This is a genomic window from Olivibacter sp. SA151 (assembly GCF_054130995.1).
The window spans coordinates 4,010,591-4,033,091 of the sequence record NZ_CP096391.1; the positions used below are offsets into that span (position 1 = coordinate 4,010,591).

Sequence of the window (22,501 nt, forward strand, 5' to 3'; positions counted from 1 at the left end):
GTGTTCGGGAAAGTCTAATAACTTGCTTATAGAACACCTTACATTTAGATCATGTTTAGTTTGCTCTTTTGTTCCATCACGTCTTCTATATACCTTTTTGGCGATTTATGATAAAAAGCTTTAAACGATTTACTGAAATATTTCGGATCAGAAAATCCGACTTTATAGGCGATCTCACTAATAGTTAACCCGCTATTCGTCTCAAGCAACTGTGCTGCTTTCTTAAGACGTACAACCTTAATAAATTCCACTAAATTCAAGCCCGATAGTTGCCTTATTTTACGATACAGCACCGTGCGGCTGACTCCCACTTCGCTTGCCAATGCGTGCACACTGAAGTTATCATCGTTTAAATTCTCCTCTACAATTGTGATCACATCGTCCATAAAGCTATTTGTTTCCACAACATCAGTCTTATGTGGTTGCAATAAATACTCCTGAACAAACTTCTCTTTAAGTCGTTTTCTGCTTTCCAACATATTGGCAATTTTCCACGCCAACAATTTAAAGCTAAAAGGCTTCGTAATGTAATCATCTCCACCTTCCTTAAAAGCCTCCATCATATAGGGGTCTGCGGTTCTCGCCGTTAATAAGATGACGGGAATATGATTCGTATTTTTTTCTCCTTTGATCTTACGAAGTAAGCTGATTCCATCGCATGTAGGCATCATTACATCTGTTACCACAATATCCGGCTGTATTGATTCAACAATCGGCCAAGCTTCCAAGCCATCTCCAGCTTCGAGTACTTTAAATTTATCCTGCAAGCTTCCCACAATAAATCGTCGCAATTCTACATTATCTTCTACAATCAGCACGACCGACTGGTTAGTTGAGTTATCAACTACTTCCTCCTCTTTTGCGTCGCAAGAGAGCGCGTCGTTTAAATCGTTCACCTTGTGTAACTCCATTTTGTTTTCATTTGCTAATAATTGCGTTGCTTTGAAGTGTGATTTCCCTAGCGGCAATTCAATTCGGAATACCGTGTTAAAATCATTCAACTCCTTTGCGAGATTACTTCGCACGGAAAGATTTCCATGATGCATTTTCACCAAACCCTGAGCCAATGCTAAACCTACTCCAGAACCGGTGTGGGTTTGATCCTCATAGGATTTCGACTGATAAAATTGAGCAAATATATAAGGAAGATGTTTTTCCGGAATACCGCAACCGGTATCCCAAACCTCGATAATACAGTTTCCGGATGGGTATGTCGGCGTTTCTATTTTTTTTTCGATCTGTACCTTGATCCGCCCTTCACTATCGGTAAACTTAAAGGCGTTATAAAGTAAATTGGTGAGCACCTTCTCCATCTGCTCATGATCTATCCAAACATCGACGCCATCATTTATTTTATTTTCAATAGTAATCTGAACATTTTTTTTTGCCGCAAGGAATAGAAAATTACTTACAATTTCTTTCACAAACCGCACAAGGTTAGTTTTCTGTATCTGTAAATCAAGATGGCCACTCTCCTGCTTTCTAAAATCGAGTAATTGATTTACTAAATTCAGCAATCTATTTGCATTCTTATAAGCATTATGCAAAAGCGGCTTCGCATTTGTTGGCAAATCTTCTTCCTGCAAACGCTCAATAGGCCCTACAATTAAAGAAAGCGGCGTTCTAAATTCATGCGATATGTTCGTGAAAAAGTTAAGCTTTGCCTCGTGTATTTCTTTCTGTTTTTCCAAAGCGAGGTGCTCCAGTAGTAATTCGTGTTTTAATTGATTTCTTCCTTTAAGGAACTGGATTACAAAATAGGCGACCATACTTACGAGTAATAGGTATAGACCATAGGCCCACCAAGTTTTCCAAGGTGGCGGCAAAATATGAATTATAAGGCTTGTTGGTTTGCTCCAAATCCCATCATTATTGGTTCCTTTAACCATCAACTCGTAAGTCCCGGGATCTAAATTAGTATAGGTGGCAATGGGTGTATTTACAAAGTTCCAGTCATTATCAAATCCTTTTAACAAATAAGCATATTTATTTTTATCAGCATGTATATAATTCAAAACACTAAATTCAACGCTGAAGACATATTGCTTGTGATTAAGGACCAACTCATCCAATAAAGAAATATCTTTGTCGATGACACTTTGGCTTTCCGGCACTATTTTCTTATTAAACAGGCGTAAATCCGTAAAAACTACAGGCGGTTCAAAATAATTGATACTGATACTGTCCGGATCGAACAATGTAAACCCTGCCGAACTTCCGAAAGCTAAGGTACCATTGGCCAGCTTATGATACGCCCCGTAAATAAATTCATCACCAATTAATCCGTCGATGGTATTGTAATTTCGAACGCTCTCTGTATTCGGATTAAAACAAGATATGCCCGCATTGGTGCTTAACCATAAATTGTGATGGTCATCACTCAAGATTCCGAAAATATTATTTCCGGGCAGTCCCATATTTGCATTAAAGTGCGTAAAGCTGTTATCATTGGGATGGTATAAATTCAGTCCATTCATATAAGTTCCTACCCAAATGCGATGCAACCCGTCTTCGTGTATACTGATGATGTCGTTTCCGCTAATAGACTTAGGATTATTGGGATCGCAAACAAAAGTCTGAAAATAGTCACTGCCTCGTCGCTTTAGATTTAATCCGTTTTGTGTTCCTACCCATAGATTTCCCTGTGAGTCTTCATAAATGGATCGAACCATGTTAGAGGAAAGCTTTTTATTTTCTAGATTATATTTGTCAAAAGAAAGCGTTCGGTCACCTCTACGCTTAACGTTTAAACCGCCACCGTAAGTCCCTACCCATAACTCTCCTTTACTATCTTCAGCTAAAGCATATATATTGTCATTGGAAAGTGAACGATCATTGTTTGGGTTATGCTTAATATGTTCAAAATTCGTTGCACCCTTCCGCTTTAAGTTGAGGCCTCCATCGTATGTTCCAACCCATAAGTTACCTTCACGATCAATGCATAGCGATTTCACGTTATTGTGACTCAGGCTTCCCGCTTCCCCTGCTTGGTATTTAGCATGTTTGAATTTAAGTTGACGATTATCTAAGTAATTTATCCCGCCACCTTCCGTTCCGATTATTAGATTGCCCATACCATCTTCGGCGAAAGAGCTTACTACATTATAACTTAGGCTACTGTTATGAGGTTGATGGGCAAAATTTTTAAAAGCCGGTATATCATTATCAATCACATTCAGGCCACCAAAGTAGGTTCCAATCCATATGGATCCCCTTTTATCCTGATATATCGGCCTGATAGAATTGTTGCTTAAGCTGTACTCGTCATTGTCATTAGCGTGAAAACTCTTAAACCGACCGTGTTCATATAAGCTTAAGCCGTTAAATGTTCCTATCCACAGTCTTCCCTTCCGATCTTTGGTAATAGATCGGATATCATTGCTAGGCAGACTATATGGATCGCCTTCGATATGTTTGTGGTAGCTAATCTCGCCTGTTTTTTCATTCAGCACAGCTATACCGTTGGTTTTTGTTGCAATCCAGAAAACATGAGGACTTATTTCCAAAATGGCTACGGCACGCTGGTCACGCGCTTCCGTTAACCTTGCATAAGTTGGATAAGCGCGGTTAATCCTAAGCTTCTTATAAGGGGGCACATAGCTTGTGGAAACTACACCTTCATCAGTACAAAACCATAGTTTATGTTCACTATCTTCATAAATTGATCGAATATTCTTAAAATATCTTTTTTCGTCACCGATGTCTACAGAGATATTATTAAAAACCAGTTCCGCAACAATTTGCGTATCCTCCTTAATCCGGTAGAGCCCTTGATTGGTTCCCACCCACACCTGATGGTAGTGATCTTCCATAATAAAATGGACCGCGGGTTCGCTTGGAGAACTTGCTGTTTCAACATTAGCTAAAGGAATCCTTCTGAAATTATCAAGTGCACGATCGTACAGATTAAGGCCATTTCCTGTACCGATCCACAATCGTTTCTTGCTATCTTCTGCAATCGACTGGATGAAATTATCACCTAATGAAGTAGTATCTTTTGGATTGTTTCTATAAACAATAAATTTGCGTGCATTATATTTATTCAAACCATCTCGTGTACCGATCCATATGAAACCCTTGTAGTCTTGTACGATCGCAAATACACTTCCTTGAGATAACCCTTCAGTTACGTCGAGATGTAAAAATCGGATATCTTTTGCCTCCAAAATATAGAAGCTTGTTAAAAGACTAATCACTACCAACAAAGGCTTCGCAAAAAAACATTTCATTGATTGAATACTAGGTTAACACTATTTGGTTAGCGTAAAAGTACGGAATATATTAGAAACAATGAGCTTGTTTCGTGATCTAGCCAAAACAAATTGGATGCGTTATTACTTTAGCTTTCTCGCTCTTAATAGCGCTTCCAAAAAATAGTAATCAGCATAGCTTAAAGGCTTATCCACCTCCATTCCTGCCGGTTTAGAACCCGTGCTATGCATGAGAATAAAGCCGCGGTTCCCACCTATGTTAGTGGTATAGTGGTCTATCAAACTGTTTAGAAGGCGTGTAGCTTTTTCTCGGTATGCATTGCGTTCCTGACTAAAACCACTTAGTTCCAATAATGCAGAAGCCATAACTGCAGCGGCTGACACATCTCTGGGTTCATTTGGTATTTGTGGAGCGTTGAAGTCCCAATAGGGTACCAAATCATTTGGCATATTAGGCTGGCTGAAAAGCCATTTAGCTATATGATCAGCTTGTTTCAAATAACGGCGATCTCTTGTTTCGCGGTAACACATTGTATATCCATACAAAGCCCAAGCCTGACCTCTTGCCCAAGTCGATTCATCGCGATATCCCTGATGGGTATTCTTTTTTCGCACATTACCCGTTTCAGGATTGTAATCAACAACATGGTAGGTGCTATAGTCGGCGCGAAAATGGTTCTTCATGGTTGTATTTGCATGGCTGACCGCAATTTTATAAAAAGAAGAATCGCCCGTGAGCTTGGTAGCTGCAAACAGCAACTCTAGGTTGAGCATATTGTCAATAATAACAGGAAAATCCCACTTATCGTTGTTATGATCCCAAGAGCGTATACAACCCACTTTTGGATTAAAACGGGTTGCCAAGGTTTTTGCGGCTTGAATAAGTACTTCCCGATCATGCGGATCATCTGTTAAGCGATAACCATTACCGACGCTACAATAGATTTTAAAGCCCATATCGTGCGTTCTGCCATTGTATTGTTCGTCTTCTATCATAGTCGTAAGCCTACGGGCTTCCCGTTTCCAATCTTGGTTACCCGTATACTCGTAAAGATACCATAGCACACCCGGGAAAAAACCGCTTGTCCAATCGCTTCGCTTTACCACAATTAAATCCCCCTTTTCTGACAGCGACCGGGGAGAAACCAAGGAGGTATCTGATTGGTGAACAGTCGCTAACTCCTTGATCATTAATTTGGATTGTCTTTCAGCCAATTGCCATATTTCTTTTTCTTTTGGGATTACTTGGCTATAAGACAAGTGCGGAAGGAACAAATAGTAAAACAATAGTTGGCATGCAATTGCAACACTGCATTGGGATGCAATTCGCTTCGGTTGTTTCAGGTCTGACTGACGGGTATTGACGAATATAAAAATCATAACTAGTTTTTTAAGGATTAATAGGTATTAACTGAATTTCAAACAGTTTCATAAGTTCATCTCCCACTATTCGATCAGCTTTGAGCTCAAGCATAGACCGTGAATCAGTAAGTGCGATTTCCCCTAAGTCATCTATTACAAAATCTTCGTTCGGTTTATTCTTTTTGGTTTCGCCTTTTAACATCTTTTCACCTATACTGATTTCGTATAAACTACCTAGGGTGTTAGCACTATATTTTATCCTTAACCGGTAAGGTGCAGGTTTGATGACACGAATTGGCCAGTACATTTTTTGTTTGCAAGTTTTCCATCCATCAACATAGTATCGGTTCGACTTCCCATCGCCATACTTAAATTCCTTACCGATCAATATAGCATCAAAGGCAAGTAAACGATTTGGAATATGATCATTCAAAAGTCGGGCGTTATCTACCGACAACACCTTATTTTTCAATTCAATAACGATTACACTATTAACTGGATCCGGCGCCTGAGCAGGAAGCTCAATAGCGAGATCTTCTAAGGTGATCCGCGCTGTAGCGAGGTTTTTTTTCTGATTATTTAAGCAATATGCTCGCCGGATTTCGTTTTTCAGACCTCCAACCAGTAACCTTCCGTCCTTTGGCCAATTGAACACATGTAAGTATAATTTATCTTCGCGCTGCGTAACTACGCCCCAGGATTGAACAGGTAGAGTTGTGGGAGTTGATCCATAGATACTTTCTTTATTCTTGTTAATCCAAATTCCAATGCTATCCAATATCCGCGTATCCTTTGGATCAAAGGCTCCATCCCCCATTGGTCCGACGTTCATGAGTAGGTTACCTCCTCTTGAAGCGGCTTTTGCCAATAAACGGATAAAGAACGAGGCAGGTTTATGACTATGATCATATTTGGAGTATCCGTAGGATTCATTGGTAGTAGGAATGGCCTCCCAGTCGCCCTTTACCGGATAAAATTCCGCGGGTCTGTCGGCCGTGTTCAAGTAATCGCCAAAATTTCCGGCCGTACTACGCGCGAGGCGGCCGTTAACGACGACCTCAGGATCAGTTTCTCGTATTGCTTTCAAAATACGCAGATTTTCCGAGAAAGGTAATTTGTGCGGCGTATCGAACCATAATATATCCGGGTGGTAATTAAGCAATAGCTCCCGAATTTGTGGAATGGCCTTTTCATTTACATATCGTTGGGCTTTCGGAAGCCATCCCGGATGCTTATCATACCAATCGGCACCTCCAATCAATTTATCACCACCGGGATTATGGTACTCCCAATCATTACCGGGCGCATCCGGATGTTCCCAATCAAAAGCGTGCGAATAGTAAAAGCCGAATTTCATACCATATTTGCGGCAAGCCTGTGCTATTTCGGCCACGGGGTCACGATGAAAAGGCGTTTGCTTTATACTATTAAAATCGGAATATTGCGTATTATACATTGCAAAGCCGTCATGATGCTTGGCTGTAACGATAAAGTAGTTCATCCCGGCTTTTTTTGCTGCCAGTACCCACTGTTCTGCATTAAAATGTACCGGATTGAATTGCTTTGCCAAAGCTAAGTAATCACGTCGGCTGATCTTCTCCTTACGCATCAAATGCTCCGCATAACCGCCCACTTCCTTGCCGTTCCATTCGCCACCTGCATGCGAATAAACTCCCCAATGAATAAACATACCAAATTTGGCTTCCCGCCACCAAGCAATCCGTTGGTTGTGTTTACGCATGGCGGCGGTCCACCACCCCGCTTTCGCCTCTTCAATAGCTGTGATATCCCGCATCTTTGGATCATTGTACATTTTTGTTCCCTCGTCACCCACGTCCTGTGCATACAGCGCAGTGTTCAGCATACAAGCAATACTAAAGACTTGAAAGTATAAAAGGTAATTTCGTTTTCTCATTATTTTATCCGTTATCAGATTTCTGCAATCGTCTTCGACCCACACTAACTATTTTACTATTCTACCATTTAACAACCCAACTATTTAACCACTCAACTATTCAACTATTAACCAGTTAACGACTCAACTACCTAAACCAAATAATAGGGTTTCGAATTGGTAGATTTCGAATTACTTCTTCCACCTTTGGCTCATGATCGAGCTTTTTCCACGTGGCTAACCAAAGCCTCTCTTCGAAGGCTTTCGCGCAGAACAATAAAGCGGGCTGTGCAACCGGCCAATAATCCCAATACATCACATCTTTTGCATAGGGCCAAGTGTCCTTTTCTTTTATGTATGGAAACATGAAGGCCATTCCCTTTTTTATCGAACGCCCATCTGCCAATTGAAAATCCCATAAATTATCCGTCGGTATGGAAGCTATTTGACATAACATAACCATGGCGTCCAGATTGAAAAGCGAATAACCATAAGGTTTGGTACGTTTAAGTTCACGGGGAAAGCTACCATCCTGTGCCATTTGATTAGGTAACAAAACCGTCTTGTATCGTTCGCGACAAAAATCCAGCAATTGCTCATCACCCACGAGCTTCGCAAAGGAAGCCACTTGCATTGTCCAACAGGTCCCATGGTTATTCTCTGCTCTCATTTCATCCTTACCATAGGGATGATTGATCAGCCAGGCTAAATAAGCCGAAAACCATGCTTTAAATTGTTTTAGCCGTCCATTAGAAAAAACCGCAGCATCCTTCATGACTAAAATTCCCTGCGCAACTTCCATGAGATGGATAGTATCAATGATACCAATGCCCCTCCCCGTAAAGCGTCCTTTAATTGCCTGTGCGTACAAAAGATTAGGATTCATCCGCGTTTCAGGATTCACAAACCATGCTTCCAGATGCTTCAAGGCATGCATAACATATTTTTCGTCATTAGTTAGCCGATAAGCGGAAGCCAAGGCACCTACTATCTGACTAAAGCGGATCATTGCCTTGCGGTGAGCGACAAAGTTATCCGGATTTGTCATACCATCACGTTGTATATAAGGACCATTTGGATCCGCGGGATTAGGCCACCAATAATCACCTTCAGAAAAGAAATCGTGCTTTCCCCCGCTGCTTCTTGACGATTGCTCCGCTGTAATCGTTACCGGTTGCTGTTGCATAGCCCATGCTGCTCGCCGTAAAATCTGCTTGCCTAGAATTTGTTCCGCCTCTTTTTCATAAGACGTATCAATCGCCAGGTCTACCCACGATACGCACAAGCTACCCACCAGCAAGCATACATAGATCATGTAGTCTAAATACCTCATAGCGTCATGAATTTAAACGTTACCTTTTCGATCGTATTTGGCTTCCCTTTTTCGGGCGGTGCTATCCAACCCTCCCAATTGCCCTCCTTCCCACGTTCAACCTTTATCTTTCTAAAACTATATTCTCCATTTTCATAATCATAACTTTCGCCGTCATCGTCGTATAAATCATATTCACCGTTTTTTTTACCATAGTGCCTAACCTCAATAGCGACTTGTTCACCAGCTTTAGGTGCATGTAGCAAAGGAGGCATGAATGGTATTATTCCTCCATCTTTCACATATACCGGTATTTTATCTAAGCCCGGCGTGGCGGTGATGGTTTCGCCATTGCCTACATATGCTCCCGTGTAAAAGTCGTACCAGTTGCCTTTCGGCAATAGCACTTCTCTGCTCGTCTGCCCCGTAAACATGGGTGCCACCAGAAGATATTCACCCGCCATATATTGATCCTTAATTTCTCGATGAGATGCTTCTGCGTAAGGATTCTTTTCCAGATCGTTTGTCACTACCTTTTTTGATTCCCCTAGCGTAAAACCCTCTTCTAAATTCATAGCGCGAAATGGCGGCGTTCCTTCAAAATGATATTTAGCAAATTCGCTGTACCAATAAGGCATCATGCGCATTCTCAAAAGTGCTGCTTCTTTTACATGCGCCTCCACATCGGGAAAAGACCAGGGTTTTGTGCCGCTTGCCCAGGCATTAATCATGGCCATCGGAGAAAAAATAGTCGACTGGAAACGCCGCAACCATTCCTCTTCACTCTTGGAAGCACGAACTTCCGGTGTCCACAGCACGCCGGCGAAACCACTATTTACCAATGCGGTAATAAAATCTTCATGCTTGTAATAGTCGTTATAAATAACATAGGGGAATGATACCGCACCCGCATTGGATCCTCGTATTAAACCATAAGTGCGCTTATTCTCCTTTCTATATAAGCCCGTACTATATCGCTGCATAAGCACGCCATAGGTCTGCCGCATCTGTTCGGCAGCATAACCGGAAGGAAAGGATGCCACATCAGGCCACAAATAGTGATCGCCTCCATCAACTTCATCTATCTTATAACCGCTAATGCCAATATCGACTTGGCTTCGTTGCCATTGAGAAAAGAGGGTGTTTCTAGCTTGCGCCATCATTAAGTCGGGCACCAAGCCTACCCATACCGTATGGGAGGAGGTAAAAGGTTTAATTTCTTTAAAAATCGGCGACGCGGGAGAAACATAGGGGTTCGTCCACAAATTAATTCGGACACCTTTTTTTAGCAATCTTTGCACCAAAGCTTCTGGATTGGGAAAGCGCTTTGGATCCCATTCAAAAGTACAAGGGTATGATTTGCTTTGCCACCCGGGCTCCAAGCCTACAAAATCCAGAGGATATCCCCTTTGTTCAAAAGCTTTCACCTCCTCTTCCACCTCTTCAGCATTGTACAGTCGTTGGACGCGCTGGGTAAAACCTAATCCCCAGCGAGGCGGCAATACACCACCCCCATTAAATAAATTGAATCGACGAACGGCATCCAAGGGCGTCGGTCCACCGAAGACATAAAACTCCACACCCGCAGCAGGGACCAATATTTCAACCGCATCGCTATAAGGTCGTGCTGTCCAGGTTTTATCAACGTTGCGATCCTTTGCTTGAGGGGGGTGTTTACTATCCTTTCGCACTGCAGAACCAGCGTATACATCCAAGTAACGTGCGCTATTGATAAAAACGCCATAACCATTTGAAGAAACATAAAAAGGGGTAGGTGCATGCGTTCGGCCATTATCTACCCCTCCATAATGGTCGACATGTAATCGCAAAATTTTCCCTCGCTGATGCACGGACTGAAAGTGAAGACCGAAACCAAATAGTTGTTCCAACGAATCCAAAGGAAAACGCAGGTAGGTTTTTCCATCCACCGTACCTCCATAAACATCAGCCATTACGAACGGAAATGAAGTATTACTCAACTTTCGAATTGCTTCCGACCGGGGCGTCACACCAGCGGCAGTTAATAAGTTATAAGATTCAGGCTTCCCTACGACACCTTTCCAAACACCTGGCAATACTTCCGTCCAATTAATTTCCTGTCCGTAACTTTTAAAGCATGTTATGAGCAGAAAAAATAAAAGTCTATAATAACGTATATTATTCATTCAAATGAGTTTTACAAGGGCACAATCGTATATATTCGCCCTTTTTCCGTTGGAAAATCTATTACATAGGTTTCTTTTAAGTTCAGGGATTGCAAAGAAGCCTGCCCACTTTGCTCAAAGCGTGGTTTTTCAGGCTTCATTAATAATTCATTTTGGGAAGCATTTCTCAAAGATTGACCGGTAGTTTCCAACACTTTAACCGGAATAGGTGTTCTTAATCTACAATTCCCCCCCAATTCCGAACGAATAAGCGCACGTGTTAAATTCCTGTTTGCCCAATTGATTTCAACTGTAAAATTTCCGCGTGCCTTTATGCCCTTAATACTGCCTGCTGGCCAAGCGTCTGGCAAGGCAGGCAGCAATTGAACTTCTCCGGCATGGCTTTGCAATAACATCTCGGTCATGCCGGCGGTTGCGCCAAAATTCCCGTCAATTTGAAACGGTGGATGTGCATCGAAGAGGTTCGGATATGCACCACCTCCGCTCATCTGTTCCTTTTCTTCATTCGGGTCGATATAACGCAACGCATCCTTCAAAATCTTGTAAGCATGATTTCCGTCCTGTAAGCGAGCCCACCAGTTGGTTTTCCAAGCCATTGACCAGCCAGTACTCACATCGCCTCGGTGAATCAACGACTGTTTGGTTGCTGCTGCCAATTCCGGAGAGCCGAGTACGGTTATTTGATTACCTGGATAAAGACCAAATAGATGAGAGATATGCCGATGTTTATCTGCTGGATCATCCCAATCTTGGTACCACTCCTGTAATTGTCCGTATTGGCCGATATGATACGGATAAAGCTTTGCTTTAGCCATTATCAATTTTTCTTTAAAATCTTTATCACTTCCCAAAATATCGGCAGAACGAATACAGGCATTAAACAATTCCCTTATGATTGCCATATCCATGGTAGAAGCCATTGACAACTGATACTCCTTTCCGGCGATTTTAACCGTATTTTCAGGTGAAGTTGACGGGTTAGTAATAAGATAATGGCTACCGGGATCTTCAATAAGCCAATGTAGCATAAAAGAAGCGGCTCCCTTCATCAAAGGATAAGCTTCCTCTTTGAGAAACTTTTTATCGCCGGTATAGAGATAATGTTCCCACAAATGCGTACAAAACCAAGCACCTGCCATAGGCCATGCCGACCACCGAGGCATGCCTTTGGGGTCCCAGTCGTAACCGCCGGGAGGCGATGTTTTTGCCCATAAATCGGAGTTATGATGTGTCACCCATCCATCGTCAATGTTATAATTCACTTTAGCTGTCACCGCTCCATTAACTGCCAATTCTTTCATAAAATCAAACAAGGGTTGATGGCATTCGGAGAGATTGGTATTTTCTGCTAACCAATAATTCATTTCGGTGTTGATATTGGTGGTATAATTACTCCCCCAAGGCGGTTGAACCATATCATTCCATATTCCCTGTAAGTTTGCCGGCCTCCCTCCCGGCCTAGAACTAGCGATCAATAGATAGCGGCCATACTGATAATATAAAGCCTGTAGCGCATTATCCGATTTCCCTTCTGCTAAACGTAACATCCTTTCATCAATGGGTAATCGCACAGCTTCCGGATCTTTCCCTAAGTCGATAGACACTCGGCGAAAGAGTGCCGCATGGTCCGCTATATGCCGCGACTTCACTTCCTGATAGCTTGATTTTGAAGCTCGTTCCATACAAGCTGCCGCTTCTACGGCGGGGTCCTTCCCGTTCAAACCCGGCGATTTATCAAAACCGTTAAAGCTCGTTGCTTCTGTTAGCCAAAGTATTACCGAATCGGCTCCTGAAACACACAATCTATTGTCGTCCGTTTTTACTTCACCGCCTATTGCTTGCACTTTCACATGTATTTCGAAGTTCATACCTTCGCCATCCCTGTCGTCATAAACAATCTGTTGTGGCTCATATTCACGGTTTGCGACAAATTTGGGCGCTTTCCCTTGAAGTATCAGATAATCATGACGAGCGGCCTTTGTTTGATGTTTCAATTTACTTGTTAACGCGACATCAAAGGCGACTGCACCCGGTTTATTCGCTGTTATTCGTATAGCCATCGTCTTATCAGGTCGGCTGATGAAGGTCTCACGTGTATACATTACCCCACGATAAGTATATTTTATCGTAGACAGGGCCTTATCAAGATCCAAATCGCGTTGATACGAAGTAGTCAATGAATCGGGACGATGAAAATCGAGTAATAAGTCGCCAAGCGGTAAATAGCGAGCCGAGTAGGGACCCTGCATTTGCTTCCATAAACTTGCCGCTTTTTCATAGTCGCCGTCAAAAATGGCCCTTCGTACCCGTGGGAGTATTTTGGAGCCATTTGGATTATTCCCTGGATTAGGAAAGCCCGACCAAAGGGTATTGTCGTTCAGTTGATAGCGTTCTACTTGAACACCCCCAAATACCATAGCCCCTGTTTTGGCGTTGCCCAACGGCAAGGCCTCTTCCCAAACCGATGCCGGTTTCGTATACCATAATTTTAGTAACTTTTCTTGCTCTTGCGTATTACCCATTAATGTGGCAAAGACACAGCTTGCGAACACAAAAAGAGAGATCTTAGGTTTATTCATTTTCTATTTGGTTATTATCCCACGCTCAAACTTGGATTCAAATCGTCATCGACATTCCTTTGTATTTATTAAGTGTTCGATCGCTCCATGCTAAAATGTAGACACCCACTATTCAACCACTAAACTACTCAACCATTTAACTACTTTACTACTCAAGCATTTAACGACCCTACTCCTTTACGATTTAACTATTGCACGTTCACAAAAGTCGTTTCCATCCCCTCCGACTGCACGCTAGCTACGCATTTCCCCTTTGCTAGGCGCACTTTAATCATCGCCCGACCATTGTAAGCTTGCACCTTCCGCGAGCCATCGGAGGTTCCCTGATTGTCGATCAAACTTCCATCACCCACAGCTGAAAAGTGTAACCAATTTTGGGCATCCAAACACAGGACACCTTTCGCATCCAGCAAATCAGCCTGAAGGGTGACAATGTCGCCCTCACGGTCGACTTCCTGTAGGTTCATTCGTACGGGTTTATCCCATTTTGCTGTTAGATAGTTTTGCCTAAGTTCATCGCTCACCATCTCTTTTCCATTTTTTGCTACGGCTTTAAAATGGTTTTCACCTTCACGAAGCCGCACCATCCATCGTAAACCGGCGGCAGGAAAATCTTGTACATTTCTTTTTTTAATTCCCATACTTTTTCCATTAACAAAAAGCTCCACCTCTTCTGCATTGGAATAGACCTTGATCATTTTTTCTTCATTCGGTTCACCCCAGCGCGTTGGCCAAGTGTGCCCGTAAATATGTACCATTGGCTTTTTAACCCAATAAGATTGGAACACATAATAGGCTTCCTTTTTATTTAAATTACGTTCTACAACACCCTTTTGATTCACATACGGTACTGGATTATCCGGCCTCACCGGTGTAGAAAAGTCCTTAAAAGGCCAATAAGCTGTTCCCGTTAACCAAGGCATATTTTCCTGTTCTTTCAAGTGCCAATCAATCAGATTGCAGATATAACTTTCACTCCAGTCACCATCTTTTGAAACCCTCGCTGCCCCACCATACAGCGACGCATCCCCCGCTCTTTCATCCACCCCATCTCCTGTTGTAATCTTCGCTAAGGCTTTGTCCGGATTTTCGGCATGTCGGCGTGCATGACTATCACCTCCCCATTCCACATGAAGGAAATGGTTGACTTTTTTCATTTCCTCTTCCGAAGCCTGTTTATAATCAGTGTACAAACCTCGGTACCAACCAGCCCAGATAGACGGCGAATAAACATCTACGATATCTTTACAAAAGTCGCAGCGCCGAATAGCTGTTTTTCTTGATGGATCTAAGCGGTGAGACAGATCGTTCAGCTCCTTCATAAAGGCTCTAATTTTCTCCTTATCAAACACTGAGAAATCGCCTGGCCAGTCATTTTCATTTCCCAATCCCCAGATAATAATGGACGGATGATTATAATGCTGCTCGATCATATTAGTCAACATTTGTCGCGCCTGCGCTTGATACTGTTCTCCTCCCAGGCCACCCCTGCACCATGGAATTTCTTCCCAAACCAGCATACCGAGGCTATCGCAGGCATTCAGAACAACCCTCGACTGTTGATAATGTCCCAATCGGATGAAGTTAACCCCCATCTCTTTCATGAGTTGCATTTCTTTAAGGATCATGGAATCCGTCATGGCTGCCCCAACACCGGCATGATCTTCATGCCGATGGCTACCGCGTAGTAACAAACGCTCTCCATTCAGATAAAATGGCCCCTTCTTTTTAAACTCGAAATGTCGAAATCCTATTTTTTCTTCTACCGTACAGCTATCCATTCCTGTTTTTGCAGTCACGATTAACTTGTATAATGACGGCTGGGCAGGACTCCATAAAATCGGCTTCTTAACGTTCAGGCAAGCTAAATCAATTTCTTTTATTTGTGTCGATACCTCTTTTTCAAATTGTGCCACCTGTTCCCCTTGTGGATCTAAAAGACGGATATCTACTTTTAAATTTCGGCTACCGCCATCACGCAAGAACCGTGCGCTGATGTGCAACGAACCCTCCTTACCTTGAGGATCCACACTCACTTTAGTAAAAACCCTATCAATGGAAGCTTGTGGTATATATTGCAGGTTAAGATGCCGATAGATACCCCCATATAGATTAAAATCGGATAGATCGGAGGGAATCATTTCCAGGTCACGGGAATTATCTGCTCGAATAATGATAGGAACCTGTCCGTGAAATTGTTTTTCACAGATGGGGTTTGCGGTAAAGGTTTTTACCGCATCCGTAATATCCACCACCCATTCGTCGTAGCCACCGATATGTTCAGCTACCTTTGTTGTATAAACATAAACCTCCGTTTTTTGTCCGACGCCTTCAAAATGCAAACGCGTCCGCCCATTTTGATAAGGATTATCAACCTTTATGTTTTTCCGATACCATCCAGGACCTTGGTAATAATTTACATCCGGATCGACCCCGTCAGTTGCATTGAAGCAGTGCGGTAAGTCAACCTGCTGCCAAATCGGCACCGCTTCCGGATTGCCTTTCCCAACGGGTCTTACGGCTTCCCAAATACCGCCTAAATCACTTTTTAGAAACTCCCAGCTTTTATCGATACGACGGGTTTCTTGACTACGAGCGGTTAAAAAGAAACCTATAAAAAAAAGTGTATATAATAAACAATATTTTAACCTAAACATAATGTATTAACTACTCAACCATTTAACCACTTAACTACTCGACCATTTCACCACTTAACTACTCAACTACTCAACCATTTAACCACTTAACTACTCGACCATTTAACCACTTAACTACTCGACCATTTCACTACTCAACGATCAACCACTTAATCCAATGCACCACTTTTCATCATTTTTGCAGGTAATCCGTGTTTTACAGCCTCCACATGACCTTTTAGCTCCAGTTTAACAACAGTCGCCACCTTATCAGGTGCTTCTAAAGGAAGAGCTATTGAGACCGTATCCCCTTTGTTACCCGCCTTTATGATTTGCCCGTTGGCCAAAAGCATCGCAGATAGCACCTTGTTTCTCAATTTTGGGACAACCAATTTCCCGTCCGAGGGCCAGTCAAATACAGATAAATAAAGAATGGTATTATTTCCGGTCTCTTTCATGGTGCATCTACCCCAATTCAATGGAGCAAGTGGACTAGCCTTAGTTGCGTAAATAGCTTCCCCATTTACTTTCATCCAATCACCGATTGCTTTCAACCGATCGATGCTTTCTTTGGGGAAAGTACCGTCGGGCTTAGGGCCGATATTCAGCAAGTAGTTTCCTCCCTTAGAGGCAATATCGATTAAGTTTTGGATAAGGGTTTCGCTTGATTTCCAGTTATTGTCAGAAGTTCGATATCCCCAAGTCCCATTCATGGTCATACAGGTTTCCCAATACTTTCCATCCAGTTCACTGAAGTCCGGAATCTTTTGCTCGGGGGTTTTCGTATCTCCCGGAAAGTTGGGTCTTTTCAACCGATCGTTCGTGATAATATGGGGTTGCAGTTTAAGTTGTTCCTGTAATTTAAGCGCCGCTTCATCCGTCATATTCGTTGGTGTATCCCACCACAGTATCGCAATATCGCCGTAATTACTAAGCAGTTCTTTTACCTGCGGCACAGAAACCTTATTGATATACTCATCAAACGAAACCGTTTCCTGAGCAGGATCCCAATGCCCTTTATGAGTTAAGGTATATGCATCTATCCGAGCCGAATCAGGGTTTGGCCATCCTTCTCGCATTAATTTTCTGGCTGCCGATCCGCCGGGATTATTCCAATCTTGGGCCTGGGAATAATAAAAGCCTAACTTAATCCCATATTTTCTACAGGCCTCTGCCAAAGGCTTTAACAGATCGCGGCCATAAGGGCTTGCATCCACTACATTCCATTTACTGGCAGCAGTTCTAAATAAGGCAAATCCATCATGGTGTTTAGCGGTAATAATCAAATATTTCATACCGGCTTCTTTCGCCATTCTTACCCATTCATCCGGGTTGTAGTGCACCGGATTGAACTTTTTAGCAGCAGCCTGGTATTCGGCTACCGGAATTTTACAACGGTTCATAATCCACTCAGCGCCACCTCTTGCCTGTTCGTGGCCTTTATAAACACCAGCAAATTGGGCATACACGCCCCAATGGATAAACATGCCAAATCGGGCTTCTGTCCACCATTTCATTCGCTCTTTACCCTTCTCAACCGGTATTTGTGCATTTAAAAGCTGTAGTGGAAGTACCAAGCTCATGGAGAGTAAAATTATCCGTGCCAATTGTCCGAACTTGTTCATCTTACATAAGGTTAACAGTTAAAAACCGGGTGTTTGCTTATAGCCCTCGTTCCCTAAACTTCGGGCGATATCGACCTCAGACTGCGGAACCGGCCATAACGTGTCACGCGCTTGGAATAATCTTGCGGCACCATCGGGATCTTGGATCGTATCCATAACTTCTTTGATAACCCCCCAACGTTTTAAATCGAAATAACGTTGCCCCTCTAAAGCAAGTTCAACCCTCCGTTCCTGCCTGATTACTTCTCGAAGTTCTTCCCGACTATAACTATCATTCAGGTTAAACAAGGGCATGTTCACATCGGAACGAGAACGGACCTGATTCAGTGCGTCGATAATCGTCTGATCGGGTCCACTGCTTTCATTTTTCGCCTCAGCGTACATAAGCAATACATCGGCATAACGTAAAAATACCCAATCTTGATCACTTTGCGTAGCATAGCTGGTTGGCCATTTTGATTCGTTAATATATTTACGCGGCAGGTAACCGCTCAACACATTCTCAAAGACGGGATCAAAGGCCGAGGAAGCATCTGTCCCGCGCCAAACGCCTTCATAAATAATGGATGCTTTCAAACGCGGATCTCGATTTTCATAAGGATTATTCGGATCATACAAAGGAGATTCCGTAATAGGCTTACCGTCCGTGCATGTGTAACTGTCTACCAAATAGTATAAAGGTTGCACGGCCTTCAAGTAAGAATACATCATGTCAGCAGGACTGTACATATTAGGTGGTAGAAATTTTGCTGAAAACATAATCTCGGGATTATTATTTTGGCCGGGTTTTCTAAAGAGATTCCGATAACCTCCCTGATAAATAGAAAATACTTTTTCGTCGATAATTATTTGCGCCGTGTTGGCAGCAGCGTCCCATTGTTTATTGGTGAGCAGTACTTTGACCTTATACCCTAAAGCAGATCCCCGCACCGCATGTCCACTATAAGAAGTGTTAGGTAGGTGTTCAATCGCAAAATCAAGGTCTTCCAAAATGGCAGAAATGATCGCTGCTTTTGGCGTTCGAGCCAACATAGCACTTGCTTCATCTAATCCTAATGGTTGCAGCGTTAAAGGAACGTCGCCATACAAACGAGTAAGTAAAAAATAGTAGTGCGCTCTGATAAACCTTGCTTCGCCTTTATATATATTGCGTTGCTCTTCACTCAGTGTAGCGATCTTATCGATATTGGCAAGTAAGCGGTTACAAGCACCGATCGCTTGATAGGATATCTCATACCCTTCCGTTTGCATTCCGCCGGTTGTAGGCGTTATTCCCGACCGGGAAATCACATTAAAGCTATTGGAACTGCTGGGGACGAAGGCATCGTCAGAAAGCCCATCCCAGAGCATGGAAGCGCCACCCCAACCACCACGAGCTGCAGTGGAGGATGTTGCATTGTATCCTCTACTGAGGAACTCATAACAACCTGCCAACGCTAAATCCGCATCGCTTTTTGTTTTCCAAAAATTCTGCTCCGAAATCTTATCGGTTGGATCCTTCTCCAACAAGTCTTTTGTACAACTATTTAGACTAAGTGCTGCAAGCGTAGCCAAAGTAATATATATTGTTTTTAATGTAAGCTTCATAACATCAGGTTTTAAAAGGTTATACTAGTACCGAATGCAAATACTTTATTCTGCGGGTGCGTTACATATCTTCCTGAAGTAGCTCCCCCGCCGGAAGATACACCACGCTCAGGATCCAAACCAGGGAATTTTGAAAAAGTCAACAAATTATCTCCTGCAAAATAGATTCGTAGACCACTGATTCCGATTTTACTTAGCATGCTTGCCGGTAAGTTGTATCCGAGCTGGACATTCTTCAATCGTAAGAAAGATGCATCCTTAAGAAAAAAGGTCGAAGCAGTTCTAACATTATTGGCGGCTGGCGTGCCCTCGGCTCCCACTATTGGTAAGCTTGCATTCGGGTTTTCAGGCGTCCAGGAATCCTCCATCCAATCGCGGGTGAATACACCGCCTTGCCGAAATGGAACAATCCCCCACTCACTTACGAATATCTTCTGTCCTTGTGACCCAAAAAGAAACACGGTCAAATCAAAATTTTTCCAGGTAGCCGAGGCGTTAAAAGAATAGTCAAAATTTGGAAACGCACCTGGAACCAATACCCGATCATTATTATCCACTTGATGATCACCATTGACATCAGCAAATTGCAAGTAGCCTGGTTTTGCAGGAATTTGTTGAACAGGAGCATTAGTAATATCATCCTGCGAGCGAAAGATACCGATGTTTTGCAGCAAGTAGAAGCTTCCATAGGGCAACCCTTCACGGATAATCGTGTTTCCCTGAATGCGTTCGGCCCCATATTTAATCACTTTATTACGATTGGCTTGAATATTTCCACTCATGCTCAACGCAACTTCTCCAAAGGTCTCCCTATATTGTAAACCAAGCTCTACGCCTCGGTTCCTCAATTCTCCGTAATTAACCGTTGGCGCCGCCAAGCCAATATAAGCGGGGAAAGCGGTTGAAGAAGATAAGATATCAGAAGTAACCTTATTGTACCAATCAAAATTGGCAATTAATTTATTGTTAAAGAAACCAAGGTCAACACCGAAATCGACAACAGTGGTGCTTTCCCACTTAATGCGATTATTTGCCATGGCTTCCTGACGAGCAGCCTGCTGTAACGATTCTTCAAATGGATAAGCGTAAGACGAATTCAACACCGTTTGATAAGGATAATTACCGATGTTCTGATTCCCCAAGGTACCAATAGATGCCCGCAACTTGAGGTCACTCATAACAGCTTTTAATCCATCTCCGTAAAAAGCCTCTTCAGCTATACGCCAACCTCCTGATACAGAAGGAAAAAACGCCCACTTCAAATCTTTAGGGAAGCGGGAAGAAGCATCGTAACGCGCATTTCCTTCTAATAAATACTTCCCTTTGTAATCGTAATTTATTCTTCCATAATAAGATCTGAGCGACCATTCTTCTGTGACACCTTCATTTGTTTGCTGTCCTGCACCACCGGCATTTAGCTCAGGTACTTCATTGCCGGGGAATTGCAAACGACTACCTAAAAGCATCTGGGTTTTATTATATTCTACTTGCGTGCCGGCTAGCACTTTTAAATGATGATTACCAAAAGATTTATCATAAGTAAGTTGGGTATAACCTACGGGATATACATTATTATCGTCCGTAACCGTCAGACCTTGTCCGCCAACATCGAGAAGTCTACTTGGTGCATCATTCGGCCCCGCAAACCAGAGATATTGTTCAATGACCGGCTTAAAAGTATAGTTTTTAGAAAAGCTATAATTCAAGCCACCACTTGTTCTCCACTCTAATCCTTCCAGCAATTTAACATTCAGAAAAAGATTGCCCTGCATATAATAGTTGTTTAACTTGGTTAAGGCATTTTCCGCCACAGCTACCGGATTTTTGTTAGGTGACTGGAAAGGATAGGCTCGGGAGGTATAACGACCACTGCCATCCGGCAGGTAAGGGCCATAGAGTGGTGACTGACTAATGGTGGATAGAAATTGATCTTCGCTTCCATTCCTCGGATATTTTCGGTCTCCATAGTTCAAGGTGATGCTGGATCCGAAATTAATTCGTTCATTGATCTTCGCGTTCAGGTTTATCTGTAAATTGTACTTTTTGAAAGAAGTCCCAACCATAATATCCGGTTGATCAACGTAGCCAAGAATAACGTTATAAGTTGTTCCACTTCCTCCCCCACTAAGTGATAGGTTATGCGTTTGTACCGGTACTGTTTTAAACACCGCATCTAACCAGTTAAAATCAGGATATAAATTTTTATCCGTGGCATTTGCATAAGCGTCAATCATTTCCTGACTGAACATCGCATTGGAATTCGTGATGCCCGAGTTTATAGCAGCCTGATTATATAACTTCATGTAATCGACTGAATTATATACAAAATCCGGCAGCGACGACGCCTTGGTAATGCCGATATTGTAATCGTAGGTCAGCTTGGCTTTACCTGCCTTCCCCTGCTTAGTAGTAACCAGTATCACCCCATTTGCGGCCCTAGCTCCGTAAATAGCAGCTGAAGCCGCATCTTTTAGTACCGTAACATTTTCGATGGCCTGCGGGTTCAGATTTGTTAGGCTTCCCGGAATACCATCTACAATAATCAGTGGCGAAGCGGAGGCCCCATAGGAACCCAAGCCTCTCACTTGCAGATTCACGTTCTCATTTCCAGCTTCGCCGGAGGCTTGCGTAACGCGCAAACCGGGCATTCGGCCTTGAAGCAACTGTGTCGGATTAGTAGCAATTCGCTTATTCACCACATCGCCATCTACAGAAGCAATGGCACCCGTTAAGTTTACCTTCTTTTGCGTTCCATAACCCACAACGACTACCTCGTCCATTTGATTGCTGAGCTCCTGTAATATAATATTAACTTGCTTTTGTCCGTTGACGGTCGCCTCCTTCGTTGCCATACCAACCTGACTAAAAATCAGCACATCTTGAGACTCCACCTGTAATTGGTAAAGCCCGTTAGCATCTGTTGTTGTACCTTTATTTTTTCCTTTAACCCTGACACTTACTCCCGGAGCAGTTTGTCCATCAGGCGTTGTCACTTTACCAGATACCGTGCTATTTCCCTGTGCCAGCGCACAGAAGCTCAAAGCACAAGTTTGAAATAATAATAGTACTATAAATAGTCCTCTTGTAAATTTACCCTTCATCTTTTTTAGTTTATGCGGTTAGCCATCAT

The 22,501-nt window shown here is 42.8% G+C and carries 10 protein-coding genes; all 10 read right to left on the reverse strand.

Annotation, left to right across the window (positions count from 1 at the left end; all coding sequences use genetic code 11):
• Positions 1-44 precede the first annotated feature (44 nt).
• The 10 genes from M1D52_RS16615 to M1D52_RS16660 all read right to left on the reverse strand — a co-directional run bounded on the left by M1D52_RS16615 (position 45) and on the right by M1D52_RS16660 (position 22,472).
• On the reverse strand, positions 45-4,229 hold the full coding sequence (locus M1D52_RS16615) for a two-component regulator propeller domain-containing protein (protein ID WP_437393048.1): 4,185 nt from the start codon (positions 4,227-4,229) through the stop codon (positions 45-47).
• A 105-nt stretch (positions 4,230-4,334) separates the two neighbouring features.
• On the reverse strand, positions 4,335-5,591 hold the full coding sequence (locus M1D52_RS16620; protein WP_437393050.1) for a glycoside hydrolase family 88 protein: 1,257 nt from the start codon (positions 5,589-5,591) through the stop codon (positions 4,335-4,337).
• 10 nt (positions 5,592-5,601) lie between these two features.
• Positions 5,602-7,488 (reverse strand): alpha-L-fucosidase, encoded by a 1,887-nt coding sequence (locus M1D52_RS16625; protein WP_437393052.1) that lies wholly within the window; start codon positions 7,486-7,488, stop codon positions 5,602-5,604.
• A 127-nt stretch (positions 7,489-7,615) separates the two neighbouring features.
• Complete coding sequence (locus tag M1D52_RS16630; RefSeq protein WP_013666135.1) at positions 7,616-8,800, reverse strand: alginate lyase family protein; 1,185 nt, start codon at positions 8,798-8,800, stop codon at positions 7,616-7,618.
• Positions 8,797-10,944, reverse strand: coding sequence for a glycoside hydrolase family 31 protein (locus tag M1D52_RS16635; protein WP_437393054.1), 2,148 nt, complete (start codon positions 10,942-10,944; stop codon positions 8,797-8,799). Before M1D52_RS16635 ends, M1D52_RS16630 begins: the two co-directional genes overlap by 4 nt.
• An 11-nt stretch (positions 10,945-10,955) precedes the next feature.
• The gene (locus M1D52_RS16640; RefSeq protein ID WP_437393056.1) at positions 10,956-13,523 is read right to left on the reverse strand and encodes a glycoside hydrolase family 95 protein; all 2,568 of its coding nucleotides are present in this window, start codon (positions 13,521-13,523) and stop codon (positions 10,956-10,958) included.
• A 188-nt stretch (positions 13,524-13,711) separates the two neighbouring features.
• Entirely contained in the window at positions 13,712-16,180 is a 2,469-nt protein-coding gene (locus M1D52_RS16645; RefSeq protein ID WP_437393058.1) for a glycoside hydrolase family 2 TIM barrel-domain containing protein, read from the reverse strand.
• A gap of 149 nt (positions 16,181-16,329) precedes the next feature.
• On the reverse strand, positions 16,330-17,784 hold the full coding sequence (locus M1D52_RS16650; RefSeq protein WP_130857581.1) for an alpha-L-fucosidase: 1,455 nt from the start codon (positions 17,782-17,784) through the stop codon (positions 16,330-16,332).
• Positions 17,785-17,802: 18 nt separating this feature from the next.
• A complete protein-coding gene (locus M1D52_RS16655; protein WP_013666130.1) occupies positions 17,803-19,371 on the reverse strand; it encodes a RagB/SusD family nutrient uptake outer membrane protein in 1,569 nt (522 codons plus the stop codon).
• A gap of 11 nt (positions 19,372-19,382) precedes the next feature.
• Positions 19,383-22,472: a SusC/RagA family TonB-linked outer membrane protein gene (locus tag M1D52_RS16660; protein WP_437393060.1), complete on the reverse strand. Its 3,090-nt coding sequence runs from the start codon at positions 22,470-22,472 to the stop codon at positions 19,383-19,385.
• Positions 22,473-22,501 lie beyond the last annotated feature (29 nt).